We start from the raw sequence: 19959 nt of genomic DNA, 5'->3' as shown, positions 1-19959 counted from the left end.
TGTCTCGCACATGACACAATCGCTCATCGATCCCTTTCAGCGCCCGATCTCCTATCTTCGGGTCTCCGTCACCGACCGCTGCGATTTCCGCTGCGTCTACTGCATGTCGGAGAACATGACCTTTCTGCCAAAGAAAGAGCTGCTGACGCTCGAAGAGCTGGATCGCATGTGTTCGACCTTTGTGCGACTGGGGGTCGAGAAACTGCGCATCACCGGCGGGGAACCGCTGGTGCGCCGGGATATCATGACGTTTTTCCGCCGCATGACGCGGCATCTCGACTCCGGCGCGCTCAAGGAACTGACGCTGACGACCAACGGATCGCAGCTGGAACGCTTCGCCGGGGATCTCTACGCGGCGGGCGTGCGGCGGGTGAATGTCTCGCTCGACACGCTGGACGAAAAAAAATTTGCCGACGTCACACGCTGGGGCCGTCTGCCGCAGGTCCTGCGCGGGCTGGACGCGGCACAGGCGGCGGGTCTCCGGGTCAAACTCAACGCCGTGGCGCTCAAGGGCTTCAACGAGGACGAGCTGTTTTCGATCACCGAATGGTGCGCCGAACGCGACATGGACCTGACCTGGATCGAGGTCATGCCGATGGGCGACATCGGCAACGAGGACCGGCTGGATCAATACTGGAAACTGACCGACCTGCGCGCGCGGCTGGCGGAACAGTATACCGTGACCGACCTGCCCGAACGCACCGGCGGCCCCGCCCGCTACGTCCGGCTGGAAGAAACCGGCCAGAAGATCGGCTTCATCACGCCGCTCACGCATAATTTCTGCGAAAGCTGCAACCGCGTGCGCCTGACCTGCACCGGGGAACTGTTCATGTGCCTGGGGCAGGAAGATAACGCCGACCTGCGCGCGGCGCTGCGCAACCATCCCGACAGCGACGAACCGCTGGAGGCGGCGATCCGCGCGGCCATCGCGCTCAAACCCAAGGGTCACGACTTCGACTACTCCCGCCAGGGCGTGGACGGTCGCGTGTCCCGGCACATGAGCCACACGGGCGGCTGACGTCAGGCTGATCCGACGGAGCGGCTGCGCCGCACAGGCTGTTTGGACGAGGGGCTCTGCCCCTCGCGCTCCCCGGAGGTATTTTCGGCCCAAAGAAATACTGGGTCGTTCACCCTTGATTAAGGTTAATGCGCCAACCTGTCTGCACGGTACAGGCTGAGGAGCCGATGACCGTGCCCGAAGAAGCATCCGGCAGACACCGGCGCCGCTTCACGCCCGTCTCGTGCGCGTCACGGGGCGGGCGTTTTGCAGGACCCCATGTTTCTTTGGGCTATAAATACCTCCGCCGAAGGCACGCGCCGCAGGCGCGATTCATCCCTGGACGCTCTCAGGTCGGCTGATTTGTCCGCCCCCCACCGGCGCCGCCACGCCTGTTGTGCCCGGCGCCGATGTGGGCAGGCCACGGGCCACGCGCACGGCGAGATAGGCAAAGGCCTGTGCTTCCAGCATGTCGCCATCGAGGCCGGCCTTTTCCACCGGCTCCACCGGGCAATCCAGCCCCGCCGCCAACATCCGCATCATGACCGGGTTCTTGCGCCCGCCCCCTGTGACCAGCACGCGGGCGGGCGGTTTCGGGCAATGTTCCATACCTTGCATGACCGCCGCCGCCGCCATGCCTGTCATGGTGGCCGCCGCATCGGCATCCGACAATTCACGCACGAGGTCCAGCATCAGCGAAAAATCGTCCCGGTCCAGCGACTTGGGCGGCATCTTGCGGAAGAACCCCTCATCCAGGAACAGCTCCAGCGCGCCGTCCTCGACCCGTCCCTTGCGGGCCAACCGCCCGTCAAGATCGCAATCGAGGCCCAGACGTTCCGCCACGAGGTCGTTGATCGGCGCATTGGCCGGGCCGGTGTCGAAGGCGAGAAGCGCGCCTTCGGCCTCGGGTGTCTCCGCCCGGGGATCGACCCAGGTGAGGTTGCCGACGCCGCCGAGATTGAGAAAACACAGTGGCTCGGTCGCGCCAATATGGCGCGCGCAGGCCCAGTGGAAGAACGGCGCCAAGGGCGCGCCTTCGCCCCCCAGAGAAACGTCCGCCGAGCGGAAATCCCAGACCACCGGCTTTCCCAGGGCCTGCGCCAGCGCGGCGCCATCGCCCAGCTGGTGCGTGCCCCGGCCGCGCGGTTCATGCGCCAGGGTCTGGCCGTGAAACCCCACCAGCTGCGCTCCCGGGAACTGCGACAGCAGCTCCACATGCGCCGACTGGATCACCTCCAGCGCCGGTTCCAATCCCGCGCCGGGCCAGCGCCCCAGAGCAGCCCTCAGCACCGCGCGCTCCCCCTCGGAATAGGCGCGGTATCCGCTGGTGCCGAAATCCAGGATCCGCAGCCCGTCGGTGTGCAGCATGGCCGCATCCACCCCGTCCAGCGAGGTCCCCGACATGGCGCCAAGCGCCCAGACGGCCCCATCCTTCAACATGCTCTTTCCCTCGGCCCTGCCCGCGCTTATACCTGCGCCGCGCAGTATACAGAGGCTCCCGCATGACCTACCATCCCAAATCGGATTTCATGGCCGTCATGATGCAGCGCGGCTACCTGGCCGACTGCACCGACTACCAGGCGCTGGACGAGGCGCTGAGCCAGGGGGTGGTGACCGCCTATATCGGCTATGACGCCACGGCAAAATCGCTGCATGTCGGGCACCTGCTGAACATCATGATGCTGCGCTGGTTCCAGAAGACCGGGCACAAGCCGATCACGCTGATGGGCGGCGGCACCACCAAGGTGGGCGATCCCTCGTTCCGCGCCGATGAACGCCCGCTGCTGACGCCGGACCAGATCGACGCCAACATCGACGGCATGAAACAGGTCTTCGCCAAGTACCTGGACTATGGCGAATCCGGCAACGGCGCGCTGATGCTGAACAATGCCGAATGGCTGGACGGGCTCAACTACCTGGAATTCCTGCGCGACATCGGGCGGCATTTCAGCGTCAACCGGATGCTGTCCTTCGAGTCGGTGAAATCGCGGCTGGACCGGGAACAATCGCTGAGCTTCCTCGAGTTCAACTACATGATCCTGCAGGCCTATGACTTCCTCGAGCTGTACCGCCGCTATGGCTGTACCCTGCAGATGGGCGGCAGCGACCAGTGGGGCAACATCGTCAACGGCATCGACCTGACCCGCCGTGTTCTGGACGAAGAAATCTATGGCCTGACCTCGCCGCTGCTGACCACCTCGGACGGGCGCAAGATGGGCAAGAGCCAGGGCGGCGCGATCTGGCTGAACTCGGACATGCTGTCGCCCTATGAATTCTGGCAATTCTGGCGCAACACGACGGATGCCGACGTGGGCCGGTTCCTCAAGCTTTATACCGAGATGCCGCTGGACGAATGCGAACGCCTGGGTGCGCTGGCCGGATCCGAGATCAACGACGCCAAGATCGTGCTGGCCAACGAGGTCACCGCGCTGTGTCACGGTGCCGAGGCGGCCGCAGCAGCAGAGGCCACCGCGCGCGAGGTCTTTGAGAAAGGAGGCGTCGGGGATGATCTGCCGACGCTGGAACTGTCGCCTGCAGACCTGGGTGACGGGATTTCCATCGTGCAGCTGATCGTCAAGTCGGGGTTGGCAAAGTCCGGCAAGGAGGCCAAGCGCCTGATCGCCGAGAACGGAGCGCGCATCGACGATGCGCCGCTGACCGATGCCGGGATGATGCTGGACGCGGGTGCGCTGGCCTCGCCGGTCAAGCTGTCGGCGGGCAAGAAGCGGCACGCGCTGGTCAAGCTGGCGGACTGAGCCTTTCGGCCTGAACGGAACACGGGCCGTCCCCCGCGGGACGGCCCGTTGCTTTTGCGCGGGGCCGATTGATCCGGAGGGCCGAACCGGGCAATCTGACAGGGATTTATTGTCTCATGAACAGGTTATCCCGATGCGATTTCTTTCCGGCTTGATCTGCCTGGCCCTGCTGGCCACGCCGCTGCAGGCGGCCACGCTTGAAACCGACATTTCGCCAAAGATGGCAGAGATGGGATGTACCGCGCGCCTGTCCGGCCCCACCGAGACAGGCGACCTGGAGCGGATCGCCCCCTTTCTCGAAACCTCGCCGACAGGGGGATACGACGATCCGGATTTCAGGCCCGATGTCATCTTTCGACAGTTCAGCCCGGCGCTGGATTACGCGCCCGATGCGATCTTTACCCACCGGGTGTGCCTGAACAGCACCGGCGGTTCGCTGGTCGAGGCGCTGCGTATCGTCGGCCACATCCAGGATCAAAGCAGCGACCGCAGCGGTGGTCCCGCCGGCATCCAGACGGCCATCGCCCGTGACGATTCCTGCAACGGCGCCTGCGCGCTAGTCTTTCTGGCCGGGCGTTTCGTCCGGTTTTCCGGCAACCCCGCCTACGAGGGCCGTTCGAATTTCATCCTGCACCCCAAGGGCCGGCTGAGCCTGCACGCACCCGCCATAGACCTGACGCAGGACAGCTATTCCCCCGAGACGGCGCGCCAGATCTGGGAGGTGGGGATGCAAGCCAGCGCGCGCATTGCCGCCGTGATCGCCGGCGGCGGACTTTTCATGTCAGAGGGCTTGTTCGCCGAGATGCTGGCGCATCCCGCAGATGATCCGCTGGTGCTGGACACCGTGGAACAGGCGGTGCGCTGGGGCGTCGACGTGGAACCCAACGTGCTGAACTATGGGCGCTATCCCTATGCGCAGGAACAGTTCTTTGACGCGATCTGCCGCAACAGCCGCAGCCAGGCGCCTGCGCACCTGGACCTGCAACCGGGGGCCGGCGCGATGACCTTGACGCGGAACGGCGAGGTCATGCGCTCGACCGGGGCCTTTGTCGATGCGCGCTCCGGGCGCCCCTATGAGTGTGAGATCAACGCAGGCCAATGGGAGGAATTCCAGAGCTGGCTCTACCCCGATGGCTACGGCGGTGGGCAGATGCCCCGCCTGCGGTTCAGCTGCTACAATGCACGGGTTACCCTGGTATCGCAGGTCGAATGCTACGATTGCGACGTGGATATCGAGCTGGGCTGCATGGGCATCCTGCCGCCCGATGTGCCGATCGCCGACATCTACATGGACCCGCCGCTGCCCTGATGGTCAGAAAACCGCCTGGAAAACGGCCAGGGCCGCAAAGGGCAGTGACAAAGCCCCCGCCAGCAAGAGCGCGGCCGCCACGGTCGGGCGTGGGCGGGCCATGTCACGGGGAATGGCGCGGGGCGGATCGTGCCGCAGGTGTTTGGTCATCATGAGCGCAGTTAACAGCATGGAAACTTTCCATGCGGTAAATGTCGCTCATGTCCCTGCTCTTGCCCCTGCCCCAGTCCAAGGAATTCGCCCGCAGCTGCGATCTGCTTGGCCGGCCCCTGCGCCGTTGTCGAAACGACGGCGGACTGGTCTGGCAGGTGCAGTCGCGCCGGTTCGGCCCGCTGGGACGGCTGGACCTGGTGTCCCGCGGGCCGGTCGCGGCACATCCGGACGACCTGGACAGCTGGCTGCAGGATTGGGCGCGTTGGCACGACGGGCGGCCACTGGTGCTGAATGCCGACGGGCTGAGTGCCGGGACGCTGCGCGGTGCCGGGTTCTGGCCGCTGGTGACGCCGACCACGCTGGCCCTGCTGCCACTGGGAACCGAGGCCGGAATGCGGGCGGCACTGGGACAGAAATGGCGCAACCGGCTGAACCGGGCGGAACGGTTCGGGCTGACGCTGCGAGAGACGGACCTGACCCCGGATCACTGGATCCTGGCCGCCGAGGCCGCGCAGGCCCGCACCCGGGGTTACCGTGGCTTGCCGCCGGCGTTCAGCGCCGCCTTTGCCCAGGCCAACCCCGGTGCGGCGCGGGTGTTCGAGGCACTGGACAAGGGCAGGCCCGTCGCGGGCGCGCTGATGCTGCGGCACGGGCGCATGGCCACCTGGCAAATCGGTGTGACCACGCCGGTGGGGCGCAGATGCCACGCGATGAACCTGCTGCTCTGGCGCGCCATGCAGACGCTTTCGGCACGCGGGCACGATTGCCTGGACCTGGGCATCCTGAACACGCAGGACGCGCCCGGCGTGACCCATTTCAAGCTGGGCACAGGCGCGCGGGCACATCGCCTTGGCGGAACATGGCTGCACATGGGGGCGCTGGCCCCGCTGGCGCGGCGCCTGCCGCTGCGGATGGCGGCATGACCGTCCCATTGGGAAGATGGGTTGACACAACCCATCCTACGGGCGCCGCGTTCACTCGCCCAGCATCCACGTGCCCTCTGGCCAGAAGGCGTGAAAGGCAAAGGCGAACATCACGTCATGCGGCAAGTCGGCGCCGCCCTCATCCCGCACCCGGACCGAGCCCACGTCGCGCCCCGCTGCGATCCGGCCCGCATCCAGCGCAGAGGCCTGACCGGCGCGCCAGGTGATGACCACGCCCGCCTCGCGCAGCTCGCCAGCCTCGGCCAGACGGTCCATCGGCCAGGCCCGGCCGCCCACGCGCACCACCCGCATCAGCGGCGGGATGTCGTGCGGCGGCATCTCTCCGGAATAGAGAAAGGGCCGTTTCGACGAGTCGTAGTTGCGGTAGGGGTTCTGACCGTAGGGCCGGTTCCAGGCCGGTTCGGCCATGACCACGCCGTCCGCGTGACGTTCCCGGAACTGGGCAAGGCTTTCCATCCAACTGGGCAGCGTGACCAGTTCGACCCCGGTCAGATCACCCACGATGCCGGTGCCGATGGCCTGCTGCCACCAGCTCTGGGTTTCGCGGTCATACATGACCATGTCCGAGTTGCGCAACTTGCCGGACACGCCGAATGTCAGCACCCTGTCCCCGACGCGCCGGTCGAAGGTCAGGGCAGAGTTGCACAAGGGGCAGAAGGTGACCGCCACCGGGACCTCTCCGATGACGTCGTTCACGATTTCATGCCAGGTGAGATAGCGGATCGGGTAGGCGCGCGGTCGTTCGCCCTCGATCACGACGGTAATGACCGGCTCGGCATCGGGGATGCGGCTTTCCTGGTCGACCGGGATGAACTGCGGATCGGTCAGCGCCGGGATGCCGTCCTTGGGCGGGCCGCCCGACATGATCTCGACCCAGTTGGTGATGGTGGTCTTTTCGAAATCCGTGTCCGGCCATTCGTGTTTCCAGAAGGCGGGATCGGCGGCAGCCGACACGGCGGCGAAAACCGCAACAATGGCAAGTCTGGGCAAAAGGCGCATTGGATCTCCTCCGGGCGTGGCCCGAAGGATGCCGCGAAAATCTGCGTCTGCCCAGCCTGTCCCACGCGCTTTTGACGGCGCGTGGGCACGGGTCACTCCTGGGTGACAGTGACCTTGACCATGCGGTCCGGCTCTCCGGTCACGGCACCGTTGGCGCGCTGGTCGCCGCGCTTGATGGCGTCGACCACGTCCATGCCCTCCGTCACCTTGCCGACGATCGTGTACTGACCGTCAAGGAAGGGACCGGGGGCGAACATGATGAAGAACTGCGAATTGGCGCTGTCCGGGCTTTGCGACCGCGCCATGCCGACGACACCGCGTTCGAAGGACAGCTCCGAGAATTCCGCCTCGAGGTCCGGCAGGGTCGAGCCGCCCATGCCGGCGCGGCGCATGTCGAAATCCTCGGCGCCCGTGCGGCCGAACTGCACGTCCCCGGTCTGGGCCATGAAGCCATCGATCACCCGGTGAAAGACCACCCCGTCATAGGCACCGGCCTTGGCCAGCGCGACGATCTGGGCGGTGTGGCCCGGGGCCACGTCCTCGAAGAGGTCGATGGTGATGGTGCCGTCCGCCTCGCCCGCAAGCTGGATCTGCAGCCCCATGTCCGCGCCTTCGGGCAGCGGTTCCAGGACAGGCTCGGCCACGGGCGCAGGCGCGGCGGCCACGCCATCCTCGGCAGGCGCGGCAGGATCGGGGGCGGCATCCACCGCCCCTGCACCACCGCGCAGCACCGAATAGCCCCCCAGGCCGACCAGCAGGACGGCGACCGCAAGAATACCGCCTTTAACCGGTGACATCTGCGGCCACCTTCACCGAGATCATGCGGTCGGGATTCGCGGGCGGCTCACCCCGGGTGATCGCGTCGACATGGTCCATGCCCTCGATCACGCGGCCATAGACCGTGTACTGACCGTTGAGGAAATGGTTATCCTTGAAGTTGATGAAGAACTGCGAGTTGGCGCTGTTGGGATTCTGCGAGCGCGCGGCGCCCAGGGTCCCCCGGTCATGCGGCAGCTTGGAGAACTCTGCCTTGAGGTCCGGCAGGTCGGAGCCGCCGGTGCCTGCGCGGCGCAGGTTGAAGTCCTTTTCCATGTTGCCATGCGCCACGTCGCCGGTCTGGGCCATGAAGCCCTCGATCACGCGGTGAAAGCAGACGTTGTCATAGGCACCCGCGCGCGCCAGCTCTTTCATGCGCGCGGCATGGTCGGGGGCCACGTCGGGCAGCAGCTCGATGGTGACGGTGCCGCCCTTGAGTTCCATCAGGATGGTGTTTTCCGGGTCCTTGATATCGGCCATTGGTCTTTCTCCGTTTCTCATTTGCGACGAGAGGTAGCCTGTGACGCGGCCAAAGCCAAGACGGCGTTGACCTGCACGGCACATCGGGTCTAGTGGGCCGGGGAATTGCGACCGGAGAGTGAGAGATGGGCTGGAACACCCTTGACGACATGGACCTTGAGGGCAAGCGCGTGTTGACCCGGGTCGACATCAACGTGCCGATGGAAGACGGGGAAGTGACCGATGCCACGCGGATCGAGCGGATCGCGGCGACGGTGCAGACCATCCTGGACAAGGGCGGCAAGCCGGTGCTTCTGGCGCATTTCGGCCGCCCCAAGGGCGAACGTCGCGCCGACATGAGCCTGCAACCGCTGATCCCGACGATGGAAGCGGTGCTGGGCGTCGAGGTCGTCTTTGCCAGCGACTGCATCGGCCCGGCAGCGGCTGCGGTGATCGACGGCCTGGGCGAGAACCAGGTCGCCTTGCTGGAGAACACCCGTTTCCACGCGGGCGAGGAAAAGAACGACCCCGAGCTGGTGGCCGGGATGGCCGCGCTGGGGGATGTCTATTGCTCCGACGCCTTTTCGGCGGCGCACCGGGCCCATGCCTCGACCACGGGCCTTGCCCATGCCCTGCCCGCCTGCGCCGGTCGCCTGATGCAGGCCGAGCTTGAAGCCCTGGAAGGCGCGCTTGGCACGCCTGCGCGGCCCGTTCTTGCCGTGGTCGGCGGGGCCAAGGTTTCGACCAAGCTGGACCTGCTGGGCAACCTCGTCGAAAAGGTCGACATGCTGGTGATCGGCGGCGGCATGGCCAATACCTTCCTTGCCGCCAAGGGCATCGACGTGGGCAAGTCGCTGGCCGAACACGAGATGGCCGGCACCGCGAAAGAGATCATGGCCAAGGCCGAGACGGCGGGTTGCCGGATCATCCTGCCAACCGACGTGGTTGTGGCGCGCGAGTTCAAGGAAGGCGCCGAGAACGAAACCGTTCCGGCGGATGCCTGCCCCTCGGACGCGATGATCCTGGACGCCGGGCCGGACTCCGTGGCCGCCGTGATCGCGGCCATCGACGAGGCCGAAACGCTGATCTGGAACGGCCCGCTGGGCGCCTTCGAGATCGCGCCCTTCGACGCGGCCACCAATGCCGCCGCGAAACACGCGGCGGAACGCAGCGAACTGGGCAAGCTGGTCTCGGTCGCGGGCGGTGGCGATACGGTCGCGGCGCTGAACAAGGCCGGTGCGGCCTCCGGGTTCAGTTATATCTCGACCGCCGGGGGCGCCTTCCTGGAATGGATGGAAGGCAAGACACTGCCCGGCGTCGCCGCGCTGGAGGCCTGATCGCCCCTTGCGCCCGGCGGTCTATCGCTGCCGGGCGAGTTCCCGTTCCATCCGGTAAAGCACCTTGATCGCCTCGGGCGCCGTCAGGGCGGTGATATGCTTGCGCCGGTCGCCGCCGCGGAAATCGCTGAGATCGACGATCCGGATCGGCAGGCCCGCCAGCCGCGTCTTGTCCTGGATCGATCCCAGCCGCCAGGGTTTGCCCGTCAGCCAGGCAGAGACGCTGAGCGCCGAATCCATCTTGGAGACAAGCACGAGGAAGGGTTCCGGGAAGGGCTTGATTTTCAACGCCTGCTGCACAAAGACATCCTCGTCGATGTCCGGGCTGATCAGCGCCACGCCGCGTAGCGCCTTGAGAGATGCCTCGTCCCCTGCAATCGACGCCTGGCGCAGCGCCTCCATCGTCAGTTGCGCGCCCATCGAATGCGCCACCAGCGTCACGCGCCAGCCTTCGCTGGCGAGGTCGCGCAGCACCTGCGCCAGCCCGTCGCGCGAGAACATCACGCTGTCACGGTCATAGACATAGCCGCGCACCCGCCCCGCAGAGGCCCAGGAATAGAGCACGATCGGGATCTTGGCGTCGAAGTCATGCGCCACCTGCGCAACCCGGTAGACCGCCTCGGCATTGCGGACGTTGAACCCGTGCACGAACAGGACCACGTCCTTGCGCCCCGGCTGCGACGCGGAGGTCAGACCGTCGAGGAACTGGCGCTTACCCGCATAGGGCGCGCCGTCGCGGGTGACGAAATGGCGGGCGGGATCGGGACTGGCCCGGCCGGGCCATTCGATTTCTCCCTCCTCGTGGGTGGGCGGGATCGAGATGTCTGCCCAGCCATAGCGCAGTTCCTGCGACCGGGCCGCACCAAAGGCCTGACGGACCAGTTCCAGGTCGCCCTCGGGGGCGAGGTTGCGGTTGGTGGCGACAAAGACGCGCCGCAGGTCGGCAGCCCCGGCCACGGCGCGCGGCACGTGGTCGATCTGGCCCCGGGGGGCGCAGGCGGCGACAAGGCCGGCCAGAAGGATGATGAATAACCCTTTCGTCATGCGACGAAAATTTAACTGGCGCGCGATTCGTTTCCAGCCCTTTGTTGCATCAGCCCGCCAATAGCAGTGCAGCGATGCAACGCCGCCCCTATGGCGTGGACAGGTCGCGCAGCAGGCGGATCGCCTCGGGCGCGGTAAAGGCTGTGGAATGCCCCGCCCTGTCACCGCCGGGAATGGTGCTGAGGTCGATGATCTCGATCGGCAGTTGCGCCAGCCTTGACGGATCGTCGATCGAGCCCAGCCGCGACGGCGTGCCGGTCAGGAGGGCCGCCAGGCCCAGGGCCCGGTCCCGGCGCGACACGACGATCATGAAAGGTTCAGGGAAGGGTTCGATCCGGCGCGCTTGCCGGAGAAAGACATCCTCGTCGATATCGGGGCTGATCAGGGCCACCCCCATGATGCTGGTCAGCGCCCTGCCCTTGCCGGAGATCGAAATCTGCCGCAGCGTCTCCATCACCAGCTGGCTGCCCATCGAATGGGCGATGATCAGAACCCGCCGCTTGTCGCGCGCCAACCCCAGCAGCAGGGATTCGAGATCGTCGCGTGCGAAGATCACGCTGTCGCGGTCATAGACATAGCCGCGCGGATCACCGGCCGAAGGCCAGGAAAAGCTGATGACCGGGTCTTCTGTCTTGTAGTCATGCGCGATCTGCGCAAGGCGATAGACGGCTTCGGCGTTGTTCACGTTGAACCCGTGTACGAACAGCACCACGTCGGGGCGCCCACCCGGGCGCGGCAGGTTGCGCAGAAAGGCCAGTTGGCTGGCGTAGCGCTCGCCCGACAGCGCCACGAAATGCTGCGCCGGGTCCGGGCGGTCGTTGCCCGGCCATTCGATCTGGCCCGGCTGGTGGCTGGGCGGGATCGAAATGTCGATACGGCCATAACTCACCACCGGGTCGCGGCTCTCGCCAAAGGCCTGGTGCAACGCCTCTTCGGGGGACCCCTGTTCGAGGTGACGATTGCTGGCGATGAACACCCGCTGCACCGTCGCGTCATAAGCTTCGGGCGTCACGCCCTGGACAAGGGACACCATGCCGCGCGGGCCGCAGGCGGCGACAGACAGACAGATCGTCAGGACGAAAAACACACGAGTCATGGCCGCACAATCGGGGAAACCGCGCGCAAGGTCGAGAGCTCTCAGCCCTCGGGAATGACAACACCTGCGTGATCGACGCGAATGACCTCGCGCAGCACATCGGCCAGCCGTTCGAGACTGGCCGCCCGCCCCGAGCTTTGCCGCCAGACCAGACCGACGGACCGGGTGAATCGCCCCTTGCGGAAGGGGCGCACCGCCACGTCGCCACGCGGCGCGCTGATTTCCGAGCGCACGTAGAGCGCGGGCAGAAAGCTGAGCCCCATGTTCATCGCCACCATCTGGCGCAAGGCATCGAGGCTGGTGCCCTCGTAGTCGGCGCTGAGATGCGCGCCCAGGTCGCGGCAGAGCGTGGCAATCTGGTCATGCAGGGCAAAGGCGCTGGACAGGGACAGGACGTCCTGTCCCGCCAGGTCGGTATCGCGCACCTCCTCTGCCTCGGCCAGCGGGTGATCATGGGCCATTGCCACCACCAGGGGTTCGCGGAACAGCCGGATCACGGTCACGTCCCGGGCCTGAACCGGCAGTTGCGTCAGGATGGCGTCATGCAACCCGGCAACCAGGTCCTCTGTCAGGTCGCGCGGCGCGCCGTCACGCAGGATCAGCTTGGCATCCGGGTCGGCGGCGTGCAGGCGGCGGACCAGTCCGGGCAGCAGGTAGGGGCCGATGGTGGGGGTCGAACCCAGCCGCAACTGCGCCGCCTTCCCCGTTCCCAGCATCTGCGCGGTTTCCACCAGCGCCTCGACCTCTTCGGCGATGCGGGCGGCGCGGGCGCGCACCTCGCGGCCCTCGGGGGTCAGGACGACACCGCGGCGTCTGCGTTCCACCAGGTGCAGGCCCAGCCGCTTTTCCAGTTCCGCAATCTGCAGGCTGAGCGAAGGCTGGCTGATACCCGCGCGCGCGGCGGCGCGGCCATATTGTCCGGTCTCGGCCAGCAGGAGAAAGTAGCGCAACTGGCGCAGGCTTGGGGTCTCGGGCACGACGGGCCTCCTGTTTCCTGAAATATAGGTATAACCAATGCAAAATCATTATTGCATTGGGTTTTATCGAAACCCGCTGCCCCCCATCTCGATCCCGTAACGCCAGAGGAGGATCCGAAGATGAAGACAGCAAAGACCGGCACCCCATCGCTGGAGGCCCGCGTTCAGGCGCTTCGCAGCCGCCACGCCGCGCTGGAACAGGACATCGAGGCCGAACAGCGCCGCCCCCTGCCCAGCATGAGCCGCCTGCGCGCGCTGAAATCGCGCAAGCTGATGCTGAAAGACGAGATGACCTACTACAGCGGCTTGCTGCAGACGCTGTCATCGGTGCACCGGGGCAATCCCCAGGGGGCCGCATGACACCCTTCGGTCCGCTGGACTTCCTGCGCGCCGCCCAGTTCCTGCGCAGCGGCGACCCCGACGATTTCGCAGAGGCGGTTCCGGGTGGCGCCCCGCCCCCGCGCCCGCCCGGCCCGAAAACCGAGTCGCCACGGCGCTGAGTGCATGAATGCAACGCTGCAAGGACTTTTTGCAGCGCGCCGCGAATCAGGTGCCGCGCGGGATTCCCTTTCCCGCGCGGTTGTGCCACTCTCCCACCATGCGCCCCCAAAGAGGCGCGTGTTTGAGGCAGACACATGACATCCCGTCGATCGCGCCCTTCGCTGGGGGCCTTGGTCTTTTTCTCCGTGACGCTGAGCCTTTCGGCCTATTTCACCTTTGCCGCCGTGCAGGGGGATTCCGGCCTGTTCCGTCGCGCGGAAATCGCCGTCGAAGGCGACAAGCTGGCCCGCGAACTGGACGAGCTGCACGCAGAGGTCGCGCGGATGGAAAACCTCACACGCCGCCTGTCCGACGATTTCCTGGACCTCGACCTGCTGGACCAGCAGGCCCGTGACGTGCTGGGCCTGATCCGCAGCGACGAGATCGTGGTGCACTGACACGCGCTTGCCCTTGTCGCCGCTCTGCCCGCTCCCGTGACCGGACGCGTAGAGGCTTTACGCCGTCGCGCACCCCGCCTATCCTCGCCCAAAGTAGTTCAGCACTGAACGAGTCCTGGGGAGGAGTGTCATGGCAGCCCGAAAGACAACGGCGAAACCCAATGTCTCGCCCGAGGAGCTGACGCAGTATTACCGCGACATGCTGTTGATCCGCCGGTTCGAGGAAAAGGCCGGCCAGCTCTACGGCATGGGCCTGATCGGTGGCTTCTGTCACCTCTACATCGGGCAGGAGGCCGTCGTCGTGGGCCTTGAGGCCGCCGCAGAGGAAGGCGACAAGCGCATCACCTCGTACCGCGATCACGGGCACATGCTGGCCTGCGGGATGGACCCGAATGGTGTCATGGCGGAACTGACCGGCCGTGAGGGCGGCTATTCCAAGGGCAAGGGCGGCTCGATGCACATGTTCAGCCGCGAAAAGCATTTCTACGGCGGGCACGGCATCGTCGGCGCGCAGGTGCCACTGGGCGCGGGCCTTGCCTTTGCCGACAAGTACAAGGGCAACGGCCGCGTGACCTTCACCTATTTCGGGGATGGCGCCGCCAACCAGGGCCAGGTCTACGAGACCTTCAACATGGCCGCCCTTTGGGACCTGCCCGTGGTCTTCGTGATCGAGAACAACCAGTACGCGATGGGCACGGCGATGAAGCGGTCGACCTCGACCCCGGACATCTATCACCGCGGCAACGCCTTCGGCATCCCCGGAGAGATGGTCGACGGCATGGATGTACTGGCGGTGAAGGCGGCGGGCGAAAAGGCGGTGAAACACTGCCGCGCAGGCAAGGGCCCCTACATCTTGGAAATCAAGACCTACCGCTATCGCGGCCATTCCATGTCGGACCCGGCCAAGTACCGCACCCGCGAGGAAGTGTCGAAGATGCGCGAGGAGCGCGATCCCATCGACCACGTCCGCGACATGCTGGTGCAGGGGGGCCATGCCTCCGAAGAAGACCTCAAGGCCATCGACAAGGAGATCAAGGCGGTGGTCAACGCCTCTGCCGAGTTCGCCCGTGAAAGCCCGGAGCCGGCGCTCGACGAGCTCTGGACCGACGTCTACGCAGACGCCTGAACCGAGGATCCATCATGAACGGAAGTATTGCCGGAGCACTTGTCTCCAACATCATCGGTGGCGTCATCGGACAGCTGATCTATGCCGCCCTTGTCATGCTGGTCCTGCGCTGGCTGTTCAAGAAGCGGGTCCCCTATGGCGGGCTCTTCAAGGTATACATCCTTGTTTTCCTTGGCTTCTTTGTGCTGTCTTTTGCTCTGGGCTTTGCCCTTGGCGCAGCGGGGGCAATGGGGATTTTGTCGGTTCTGATAACTGGCCTGTCCATCGCCGTCTTCGTTCTCCAGGCCTATTGGGTGGCCCAGCACGTAGAACCGTTGGACGGGACTGACCTGACAATGGGCAACGTGTTGATTTCGCAGATCGTCATCTTGGTCGTCGCGATCGCGATCGGGCTCGTCGTCGTTCTGGCGTTGGGCGGGTTCTGAAGGAGCGTTTGACATGGCAACTGAAATCCTCATGCCCGCCCTGTCCCCCACGATGGAGGAAGGCACGCTGGCCAAATGGCTGGTCAAGGAGGGCGACACCGTTTCCGCCGGCGACGTGATCGCCGAGATCGAGACCGACAAGGCCACGATGGAATTCGAGGCCGTGGACGAAGGCGTGATGGGCAAGATCCTTGTCACCGAGGGCACCCAGAACGTCGCGGTCAACACGCCCATCGCGGTGCTGGTCGAAGAGGGCGAAGAGGTCCCGGATCAGGTCGGCGGCACGGGCGCGGCGGCTCAACCCGCCAAGCCTGCGGCCCAACCCACAGCGGCAGCGCAACCGGCCGCCCCGGCCAGGGTCGAAGCCGCCCGCCCCGAGCCGGACTGGCCCGAAGGCACCAAGACAAAGAAACAGACGGTCCGCGAGGCCCTGCGCGATGCGATGGCCGAGGAAATGCGCGCCGATGGCGATGTCTTCCTGATGGGCGAGGAGGTTGCCGAATACCAGGGCGCCTACAAGATCAGCCAGGGCCTGCTGGACGAGTTCGGCTCGAAACGGGTGATAGACACGCCGATTACCGAACACGGCTTTACCGGCATCGGTGTCGGTGCCGCCTTTGGCGGCCTGCGCCCCATCGTCGAGTTCATGACCTTCAACTTCGCCATGCAGGCGATGGACCAGATCATCAACTCGGCGGCCAAGACACTGTATATGTCCGGCGGGCAGATGGGCTGTCCCATCGTCTTCCGTGGCCCCAGCGGCGCCGCCGCCCGTGTCGGCGCCCAGCACAGCCAGGATTACGCCGCCTGGTATGCCCATATTCCCGGCCTCAAGGTGGCGATGCCCTACAGCGCCTCGGACGCCAAGGGCCTCTTGAAAAGCGCCATCCGTGACCCGAACCCGGTGATCTTCCTCGAGAACGAGATCCTCTACGGGCGCAGTTTCGACGTCCCCGTGATGGAGGATTTCACCGTTCCGCTGGGCAAGGCCCGGATCTGGCGCGAAGGCTCGGACGTGACAATCGTCAGCTTCGGCATCGGCATGACCTACGCGCTGGAAGCTGCCGAGAAACTCGCCGAAGAGGGCATCGAGGCCGAGGTCATCGACCTGCGCTGTCTTCGCCCCATCGACACGGCCGCGGTCATCGCAAGCGTGCAGAAAACCAACCGCTGCGTGACCGTCGAGGAAGGCTGGCCCGTGGCCTCGATCGGCAATTACATCTCGGCGACGCTGATGCAGCAGGCCTTCGACTGGCTAGACGCGCCGGTCATCAACGTCACCGGCAAGGACGTGCCCATGCCCTATGCCGCCAACCTCGAACGCCACGCGCTTGTCACCACGCCCGAGGTGATCGAGGCGGCGAAACAGGTCTGCTACCGGTGAGCACGCGGGTTCAGGTTCGGGGCCGCGACGTCGCGCGTGAGGCCTATCGCATCGAAACCGATGCCGGCGCCGCCTTCGTGCCCGAATGCCTGATGGCTGGCAGGCTGCGCCCCGGCGGACGGCCCTCGCACCAGGACGCCTACGAATGGATCGCCGCCCATCGCGCGGCGCTGGCCCGCGCTGTCGAACGGTTGGCACGCGGCGATGCGCCGCGACCGCCCTATGATATCCTGACGCTGATCGAGGTTCGCTGAAATGCGGCTTCTTCTTGGCAAAAATACCCACGTCCAGCGGCTGTCACAGCGCTGAGAGGAGGATCAAAGATGCCCACGGAAATCCTCATGCCCGCCCTGTCCCCCACGATGGAGGAAGGCACGCTGGCCAAATGGCTGGTCAAGGAAGGTGACGAGGTCCGCTCAGGCGACGTGATCGCCGAGATCGAGACCGACAAGGCCACGATGGAATTCGAAGCGGTGGACGAAGGGGTGATCGGCAAGATCCTCGTGGCCGAGGGCACCGCCGAGGTGAAGGTCAACACGCCCATCGCCGTGTTGCTTGAAGAGGGCGAAACCGCCGGCGACATCGCCGACGCCCCGCCGGCCACGGCGCCGAAGGCGCAGGCCGGCGCGGCTGCCGAGGCGGCCCCCGCAGGGGGCCCCGAGCAAGCCGCCCCTCCATCACCGCAAACATCGGACGGCACGCGCATCTTCGCCTCTCCTCTGGCGCGCCGGATCGCCGAGCAGAAGGGGCTGGACCTGGCACAGATCAGTGGCAGCGGCCCGCGTGGCCGGATCGTCAAGGCCGATGTCGAGGCGGCGACAGCCTCCCCTGCCCCGGTCGCCAAACCGACAGTCGCCGCTGCACCGCAAACCACGACCGTCCCCGTCTCAGGCGGGGCCAGCGCCGATGCGGTGCTCAAGACCTACGCCGATCGTCCGCACCAGGAGATCCCGCTCGACGGCATGCGCCGCACCATTGCCGCCCGCCTGACGGAGGCGAAACAAACCATTCCGCATTTCTACCTGCGCCGCGACATTCGTCTCGACGCGCTCATGGCCTTCCGCAGGCAGCTGAACGACCAGCTTGCCGCGCGCGGGGTCAAGCTCTCGGTGAATGATTTCATCATCAAGGCCTGCGCCAACGCGCTGCAACAGGTGCCCGCCGCCAATGCGGTCTGGGCCGGGGACAGCATCCTGCAACTGGAGCCTTCCGACGTCGCCGTGGCCGTCGCCATCGAGGGTGGGCTGTTTACGCCTGTCCTGCGGGATGCCCACCAGAAAAGCCTGTCGACCCTCTCCGCCGAGATGAAGGACCTTGCCACCCGCGCCCGCGACCGCAAACTTGCTCCCCAGGAATACCAGGGTGGCAGCTTTGCCATTTCCAACCTCGGCATGTTCGGAATCGAGAATTTCGACGCCGTCATCAACCCGCCGCACGGTGCCATCCTGGCCGTCGGTGCGGGCGTCAAGAAAGCCGTGGTCGGGGCCGACGGTCAGGTCGAGGTCGCCACGGTCATGTCCGTGACACTCTCAGTCGATCACCGGGTGATCGACGGCGCACTGGGAGCGGAGCTGCTACGGGCCATCGTCGAAGGGCTGGAGAATCCGCTGGCCCTGCTGGCCTAAAAAAGCGCAGGCCACACGCGGGCAAAACCTTTGCTCCAGGACGAAAAACGGCGCGTTCCCGATGGGGCGCGCCGCTTCGTGAGTATGAATGCAAAAAACTCTCAGCTGCCGCGCAGCAACTGGTCCATGCTGATCGAGGGCTGATCGCAGCCCGCCTCGCCCACGACCTTGGCCGGCACACCTGCCACGGTCGAGCAGCGCGGCACTTCTTTCAGAACCACGGACCCCGCCGCGATCCGCGAGCAGTCGCCCACGCGGATATTGCCCAGCACCTTGGCGCCCGCACCGATCAGGACACCGTCACCGATCTTGGGATGGCGGTCCTCTTCTTCCTTGCCGGTCCCGCCCAGCGTCACCGAATGCAGCATCGAGACGTTGTCGCCCACCACAGCCGTCTCACCGATGACAATGGAGTGGGCATGGTCGATCATGATGCCCTTGCCGATACGTGCGGCCGGGTGAATGTCGATGCCGAAGACCTCGGAGCTGCGCATCTGGAAGAAATAGGCCAGGTCACGGCGTCCTTGGGTCCAGAGCCAATGCGCCACGCGGTAGGCTTGGACCGCCTGGAACCCCTTGAAGAACAGCAGCGGCTGCAGGAATCGGTGGCAGGCCGGGTCACGTTCATACGTGGCCGCGATATCCGCCCGGGCGGACAGCGCCAACTCCGGCGCCTCGCCATAGGCCTCGTCACAGATCTCCCGCAGGATCTGTTCGGACATCTCGGGATTGGCGAGCTTCAGCGAGATCCGGTAGCTCAGGGCCCTGTCCAGCGTGGGATGGTGAAGGATTGAGTAATGCACCAAACCGCCAAGCAGCGGCTCGTCAATCACGGCCTGTTCGGCCTCGCTTCGAATGCGGGCCCAGACCGGGTCCAGCTCCGCCAGATGTGCGCGCGTTTCAGCCATGCCTGTCCTCCTTTGACGCCGTGACCCTATCAGATAGGCTTGCCCGATCGAAACGCAATTCCGTGATAGGGGAAATCTTCGATATGGATGAGTCCGCGACACGCCGATTCCAGACCATGATCCGCGACCGGCTGACGACCCTGGGCGAAGAAGACGCCCTGGGCCGCGACAGTCAATCGACGGTGGAACTGGATCAGCAGGCGGTAGGACGTCTGTCGCGTCAGGATGCACTATTGAACCAGTCGATGGCCAAGGCAACGCAGGCACGCCGTGACGCCCAGCGCCGCGCTTTGGTCGCGGCACTGGCACGCATCGAAGACGGAGACTTTGGCTACTGCGAGGATTGCGGCGAAGAGATCGCCATCAAGCGCCTCGAACTGGATCCGACCGCGATGCGCTGTATCTCCTGCGCCTCGGGCTGATAGAAGGCGCGCAGGGCGTCGAGCATCTTCACCTGGCAGTCCAGAAAGTCGGGGTCTTCGAAACAGGTCTCCCGCCCCATTTCGCACCCATGTGCAGCCGCCGAGAGCGTCCCGTTGCCCCAGCGCACATGCGCACGCCCCGTCCGTTGGCAATGCAGGTCGGCAGCACATGCTTCGTCTATAAGCCGGCGGGCCAGCTCCGAACGCATATCGGGCGCGCGGGCAACAAGGCCCGTGCCGCCGC

The 19959-nt window shown here is 65.7% G+C and carries 24 protein-coding genes; 14 read left to right on the top strand and 10 right to left on the bottom strand.

The annotated features are described in order from the left end of the window. Window positions 1-10: 10 nt before the first annotated feature. Entirely contained in the window at window positions 11-1018 is a 1008-nt protein-coding gene (gene moaA / locus G9Q80_RS00660) for a GTP 3',8-cyclase MoaA (RefSeq protein WP_074620858.1), read from the top strand. 312 nt (window positions 1019-1330) lie between these two features. On the opposite strand, the gene G9Q80_RS00655 is transcribed toward moaA, so the two are convergent. Next, window positions 1331-2437, bottom strand: a complete 1107-nt coding sequence (locus G9Q80_RS00655) for an anhydro-N-acetylmuramic acid kinase (protein ID WP_088713994.1) — start codon at window positions 2435-2437, stop codon at window positions 1331-1333. Between the two features lie 62 nt (window positions 2438-2499). On the opposite strand from G9Q80_RS00655, the gene tyrS reads away from it, so the two are divergent. Both tyrS and G9Q80_RS00645 read left to right on the top strand, forming a co-directional pair. Beyond that, entirely contained in the window at window positions 2500-3753 is a 1254-nt protein-coding gene (gene tyrS / locus G9Q80_RS00650) for a tyrosine--tRNA ligase (RefSeq protein WP_088668686.1), read from the top strand. A gap of 133 nt (window positions 3754-3886) precedes the next feature. Next, complete coding sequence (locus G9Q80_RS00645; protein WP_168246317.1) at window positions 3887-5062, top strand: hypothetical protein; 1176 nt, start codon at window positions 3887-3889, stop codon at window positions 5060-5062. Window positions 5063-5065: 3 nt separating this feature from the next. Here the strand turns inward: G9Q80_RS00645 and G9Q80_RS00640 are convergent, their stop codons facing one another. Next, window positions 5066-5215 (bottom strand): hypothetical protein, encoded by a 150-nt coding sequence (locus tag G9Q80_RS00640; RefSeq protein ID WP_168246316.1) that lies wholly within the window; start codon window positions 5213-5215, stop codon window positions 5066-5068. A 38-nt stretch (window positions 5216-5253) separates the two neighbouring features. On the opposite strand from G9Q80_RS00640, the gene G9Q80_RS00635 reads away from it, so the two are divergent. Then, on the top strand, window positions 5254-6138 hold the full coding sequence (locus tag G9Q80_RS00635; protein ID WP_088713996.1) for a GNAT family N-acetyltransferase: 885 nt from the start codon (window positions 5254-5256) through the stop codon (window positions 6136-6138). A gap of 51 nt (window positions 6139-6189) precedes the next feature. Here G9Q80_RS00635 and G9Q80_RS00630 read toward each other — a convergent pair whose 3' ends face one another. The 3 genes from G9Q80_RS00630 to G9Q80_RS00620 all read right to left on the bottom strand — a co-directional run bounded on the left by G9Q80_RS00630 (window position 6190) and on the right by G9Q80_RS00620 (window position 8454). Beyond that, on the bottom strand, window positions 6190-7158 hold the full coding sequence (locus G9Q80_RS00630; RefSeq protein WP_088713997.1) for a DUF3179 domain-containing protein: 969 nt from the start codon (window positions 7156-7158) through the stop codon (window positions 6190-6192). 92 nt (window positions 7159-7250) lie between these two features. Continuing rightward, window positions 7251-7760 carry a peptidylprolyl isomerase gene (locus G9Q80_RS00625; RefSeq protein ID WP_052244590.1) on the bottom strand — a complete coding sequence of 170 codons (510 nt, stop codon included), beginning with the start codon at window positions 7758-7760 and terminating at the stop codon, window positions 7251-7253. A gap of 181 nt (window positions 7761-7941) precedes the next feature. Then, window positions 7942-8454 carry a peptidylprolyl isomerase gene (locus tag G9Q80_RS00620; RefSeq protein WP_043143538.1) on the bottom strand — a complete coding sequence of 171 codons (513 nt, stop codon included), beginning with the start codon at window positions 8452-8454 and terminating at the stop codon, window positions 7942-7944. 125 nt (window positions 8455-8579) lie between these two features. On the opposite strand from G9Q80_RS00620, the gene G9Q80_RS00615 reads away from it, so the two are divergent. Then, entirely contained in the window at window positions 8580-9770 is a 1191-nt protein-coding gene (locus tag G9Q80_RS00615; RefSeq protein ID WP_088713998.1) for a phosphoglycerate kinase, read from the top strand. A 21-nt stretch (window positions 9771-9791) separates the two neighbouring features. On the opposite strand, the gene G9Q80_RS00610 is transcribed toward G9Q80_RS00615, so the two are convergent. The 3 genes from G9Q80_RS00610 to G9Q80_RS00600 form a co-directional block, all read right to left on the bottom strand. Next, window positions 9792-10814, bottom strand: a complete 1023-nt coding sequence (locus G9Q80_RS00610; RefSeq protein ID WP_052244574.1) for an alpha/beta hydrolase — start codon at window positions 10812-10814, stop codon at window positions 9792-9794. Window positions 10815-10902: 88 nt separating this feature from the next. Further along, window positions 10903-11910: an alpha/beta hydrolase gene (locus tag G9Q80_RS00605; protein ID WP_088668691.1), complete on the bottom strand. Its 1008-nt coding sequence runs from the start codon at window positions 11908-11910 to the stop codon at window positions 10903-10905. A 41-nt stretch (window positions 11911-11951) separates the two neighbouring features. Continuing rightward, window positions 11952-12887, bottom strand: coding sequence for a hydrogen peroxide-inducible genes activator (locus G9Q80_RS00600; protein ID WP_088713999.1), 936 nt, complete (start codon window positions 12885-12887; stop codon window positions 11952-11954). A 120-nt stretch (window positions 12888-13007) separates the two neighbouring features. On the opposite strand from G9Q80_RS00600, the gene G9Q80_RS00595 reads away from it, so the two are divergent. The 8 genes from G9Q80_RS00595 (at window position 13008) to G9Q80_RS00560 (ending at window position 18385) form a co-directional block, all read left to right on the top strand. Then, complete coding sequence (locus G9Q80_RS00595) at window positions 13008-13247, top strand: YdcH family protein (protein ID WP_088714000.1); 240 nt, start codon at window positions 13008-13010, stop codon at window positions 13245-13247. Then, a complete protein-coding gene (locus G9Q80_RS00590; RefSeq protein WP_157903770.1) occupies window positions 13244-13387 on the top strand; it encodes a hypothetical protein in 144 nt (47 codons plus the stop codon). The genes G9Q80_RS00595 and G9Q80_RS00590 overlap by 4 nt, the downstream gene beginning before the upstream one ends. Window positions 13388-13522: 135 nt before the next feature. Continuing rightward, complete coding sequence (locus tag G9Q80_RS00585; protein ID WP_043143530.1) at window positions 13523-13825, top strand: FtsB family cell division protein; 303 nt, start codon at window positions 13523-13525, stop codon at window positions 13823-13825. Window positions 13826-13955: 130 nt separating this feature from the next. Then, window positions 13956-14951, top strand: coding sequence for a pyruvate dehydrogenase (acetyl-transferring) E1 component subunit alpha (pdhA, locus tag G9Q80_RS00580; protein WP_088714001.1), 996 nt, complete (start codon window positions 13956-13958; stop codon window positions 14949-14951). 14 nt (window positions 14952-14965) lie between these two features. Then, window positions 14966-15376, top strand: coding sequence for a hypothetical protein (locus G9Q80_RS00575; protein WP_088714002.1), 411 nt, complete (start codon window positions 14966-14968; stop codon window positions 15374-15376). Between the two features lie 13 nt (window positions 15377-15389). Beyond that, window positions 15390-16760, top strand: a complete 1371-nt coding sequence (locus tag G9Q80_RS00570; RefSeq protein ID WP_088714003.1) for a pyruvate dehydrogenase complex E1 component subunit beta — start codon at window positions 15390-15392, stop codon at window positions 16758-16760. After that, window positions 16757-17014, top strand: a complete 258-nt coding sequence (locus G9Q80_RS00565) for a hypothetical protein (protein WP_088714004.1) — start codon at window positions 16757-16759, stop codon at window positions 17012-17014. The genes G9Q80_RS00570 and G9Q80_RS00565 overlap by 4 nt, the downstream gene beginning before the upstream one ends. 69 nt (window positions 17015-17083) lie before the next feature. Then, the gene (locus G9Q80_RS00560; RefSeq protein WP_088714005.1) at window positions 17084-18385 is read left to right on the top strand and encodes a pyruvate dehydrogenase complex dihydrolipoamide acetyltransferase; all 1302 of its coding nucleotides are present in this window, start codon (window positions 17084-17086) and stop codon (window positions 18383-18385) included. 101 nt (window positions 18386-18486) lie between these two features. Here G9Q80_RS00560 and cysE read toward each other — a convergent pair whose 3' ends face one another. Further along, window positions 18487-19293 carry a serine O-acetyltransferase gene (cysE, locus tag G9Q80_RS00555; RefSeq protein WP_043143516.1) on the bottom strand — a complete coding sequence of 269 codons (807 nt, stop codon included), beginning with the start codon at window positions 19291-19293 and terminating at the stop codon, window positions 18487-18489. 83 nt (window positions 19294-19376) lie between these two features. Here cysE and G9Q80_RS00550 point away from each other — a divergent pair, with 83 nt between their 5' ends. Then, the gene (locus G9Q80_RS00550) at window positions 19377-19715 is read left to right on the top strand and encodes a TraR/DksA family transcriptional regulator (protein ID WP_088714006.1); all 339 of its coding nucleotides are present in this window, start codon (window positions 19377-19379) and stop codon (window positions 19713-19715) included. Here the strand turns inward: G9Q80_RS00550 and G9Q80_RS28625 are convergent. After that, on the bottom strand, window positions 19625-19924 hold the full coding sequence (locus G9Q80_RS28625) for a DUF7742 family protein (RefSeq protein WP_447257653.1): 300 nt from the start codon (window positions 19922-19924) through the stop codon (window positions 19625-19627). The two genes, G9Q80_RS00550 and G9Q80_RS28625, sit on opposite strands and share 91 nt — an antisense overlap. Window positions 19925-19959: the final 35 nt, after the last annotated feature.

This window comes from Mameliella sp. LZ-28 (assembly GCF_012274245.1).
Lineage (GTDB): Bacteria > Pseudomonadota > Alphaproteobacteria > Rhodobacterales > Rhodobacteraceae > Antarctobacter > Antarctobacter albus.
This window is presented reverse-complemented; position numbering and strand designations above follow the sequence as displayed.

Coding starts and splice junctions, on each gene's coding strand:
- G9Q80_RS00625 (WP_052244590.1), bottom strand. CDS start 7,760: ATGGGGCTGCAGATCCAGCTTGCGGGCGAGGCGGACGGCACCATCACC.
- G9Q80_RS00575 (WP_088714002.1), top strand. CDS start 14,966: ATGAACGGAAGTATTGCCGGAGCACTTGTCTCCAACATCATCGGTGGC.
- G9Q80_RS00550 (WP_088714006.1), top strand. CDS start 19,377: ATGGATGAGTCCGCGACACGCCGATTCCAGACCATGATCCGCGACCGG.
- G9Q80_RS00590 (WP_157903770.1), top strand. CDS start 13,244: ATGACACCCTTCGGTCCGCTGGACTTCCTGCGCGCCGCCCAGTTCCTG.
- G9Q80_RS00640 (WP_168246316.1), bottom strand. CDS start 5,215: ATGATGACCAAACACCTGCGGCACGATCCGCCCCGCGCCATTCCCCGT.
- G9Q80_RS00620 (WP_043143538.1), bottom strand. CDS start 8,454: ATGGCCGATATCAAGGACCCGGAAAACACCATCCTGATGGAACTCAAG.
- G9Q80_RS00560 (WP_088714005.1), top strand. CDS start 17,084: ATGCCCACGGAAATCCTCATGCCCGCCCTGTCCCCCACGATGGAGGAA.
- G9Q80_RS00605 (WP_088668691.1), bottom strand. CDS start 11,910: ATGACTCGTGTGTTTTTCGTCCTGACGATCTGTCTGTCTGTCGCCGCC.
- moaA (WP_074620858.1), top strand. CDS start 11: ATGACACAATCGCTCATCGATCCCTTTCAGCGCCCGATCTCCTATCTT.
- G9Q80_RS28625 (WP_447257653.1), bottom strand. CDS start 19,924: ATGCGTTCGGAGCTGGCCCGCCGGCTTATAGACGAAGCATGTGCTGCC.
- G9Q80_RS00635 (WP_088713996.1), top strand. CDS start 5,254: ATGTCGCTCATGTCCCTGCTCTTGCCCCTGCCCCAGTCCAAGGAATTC.
- cysE (WP_043143516.1), bottom strand. CDS start 19,293: ATGGCTGAAACGCGCGCACATCTGGCGGAGCTGGACCCGGTCTGGGCC.
- G9Q80_RS00615 (WP_088713998.1), top strand. CDS start 8,580: ATGGGCTGGAACACCCTTGACGACATGGACCTTGAGGGCAAGCGCGTG.
- pdhA (WP_088714001.1), top strand. CDS start 13,956: ATGGCAGCCCGAAAGACAACGGCGAAACCCAATGTCTCGCCCGAGGAG.
- G9Q80_RS00630 (WP_088713997.1), bottom strand. CDS start 7,158: ATGCGCCTTTTGCCCAGACTTGCCATTGTTGCGGTTTTCGCCGCCGTG.
- G9Q80_RS00595 (WP_088714000.1), top strand. CDS start 13,008: ATGAAGACAGCAAAGACCGGCACCCCATCGCTGGAGGCCCGCGTTCAG.
- G9Q80_RS00585 (WP_043143530.1), top strand. CDS start 13,523: ATGACATCCCGTCGATCGCGCCCTTCGCTGGGGGCCTTGGTCTTTTTC.
- G9Q80_RS00655 (WP_088713994.1), bottom strand. CDS start 2,437: ATGTTGAAGGATGGGGCCGTCTGGGCGCTTGGCGCCATGTCGGGGACC.
- tyrS (WP_088668686.1), top strand. CDS start 2,500: ATGACCTACCATCCCAAATCGGATTTCATGGCCGTCATGATGCAGCGC.
- G9Q80_RS00570 (WP_088714003.1), top strand. CDS start 15,390: ATGGCAACTGAAATCCTCATGCCCGCCCTGTCCCCCACGATGGAGGAA.
- G9Q80_RS00610 (WP_052244574.1), bottom strand. CDS start 10,814: ATGACGAAAGGGTTATTCATCATCCTTCTGGCCGGCCTTGTCGCCGCC.
- G9Q80_RS00645 (WP_168246317.1), top strand. CDS start 3,887: ATGCGATTTCTTTCCGGCTTGATCTGCCTGGCCCTGCTGGCCACGCCG.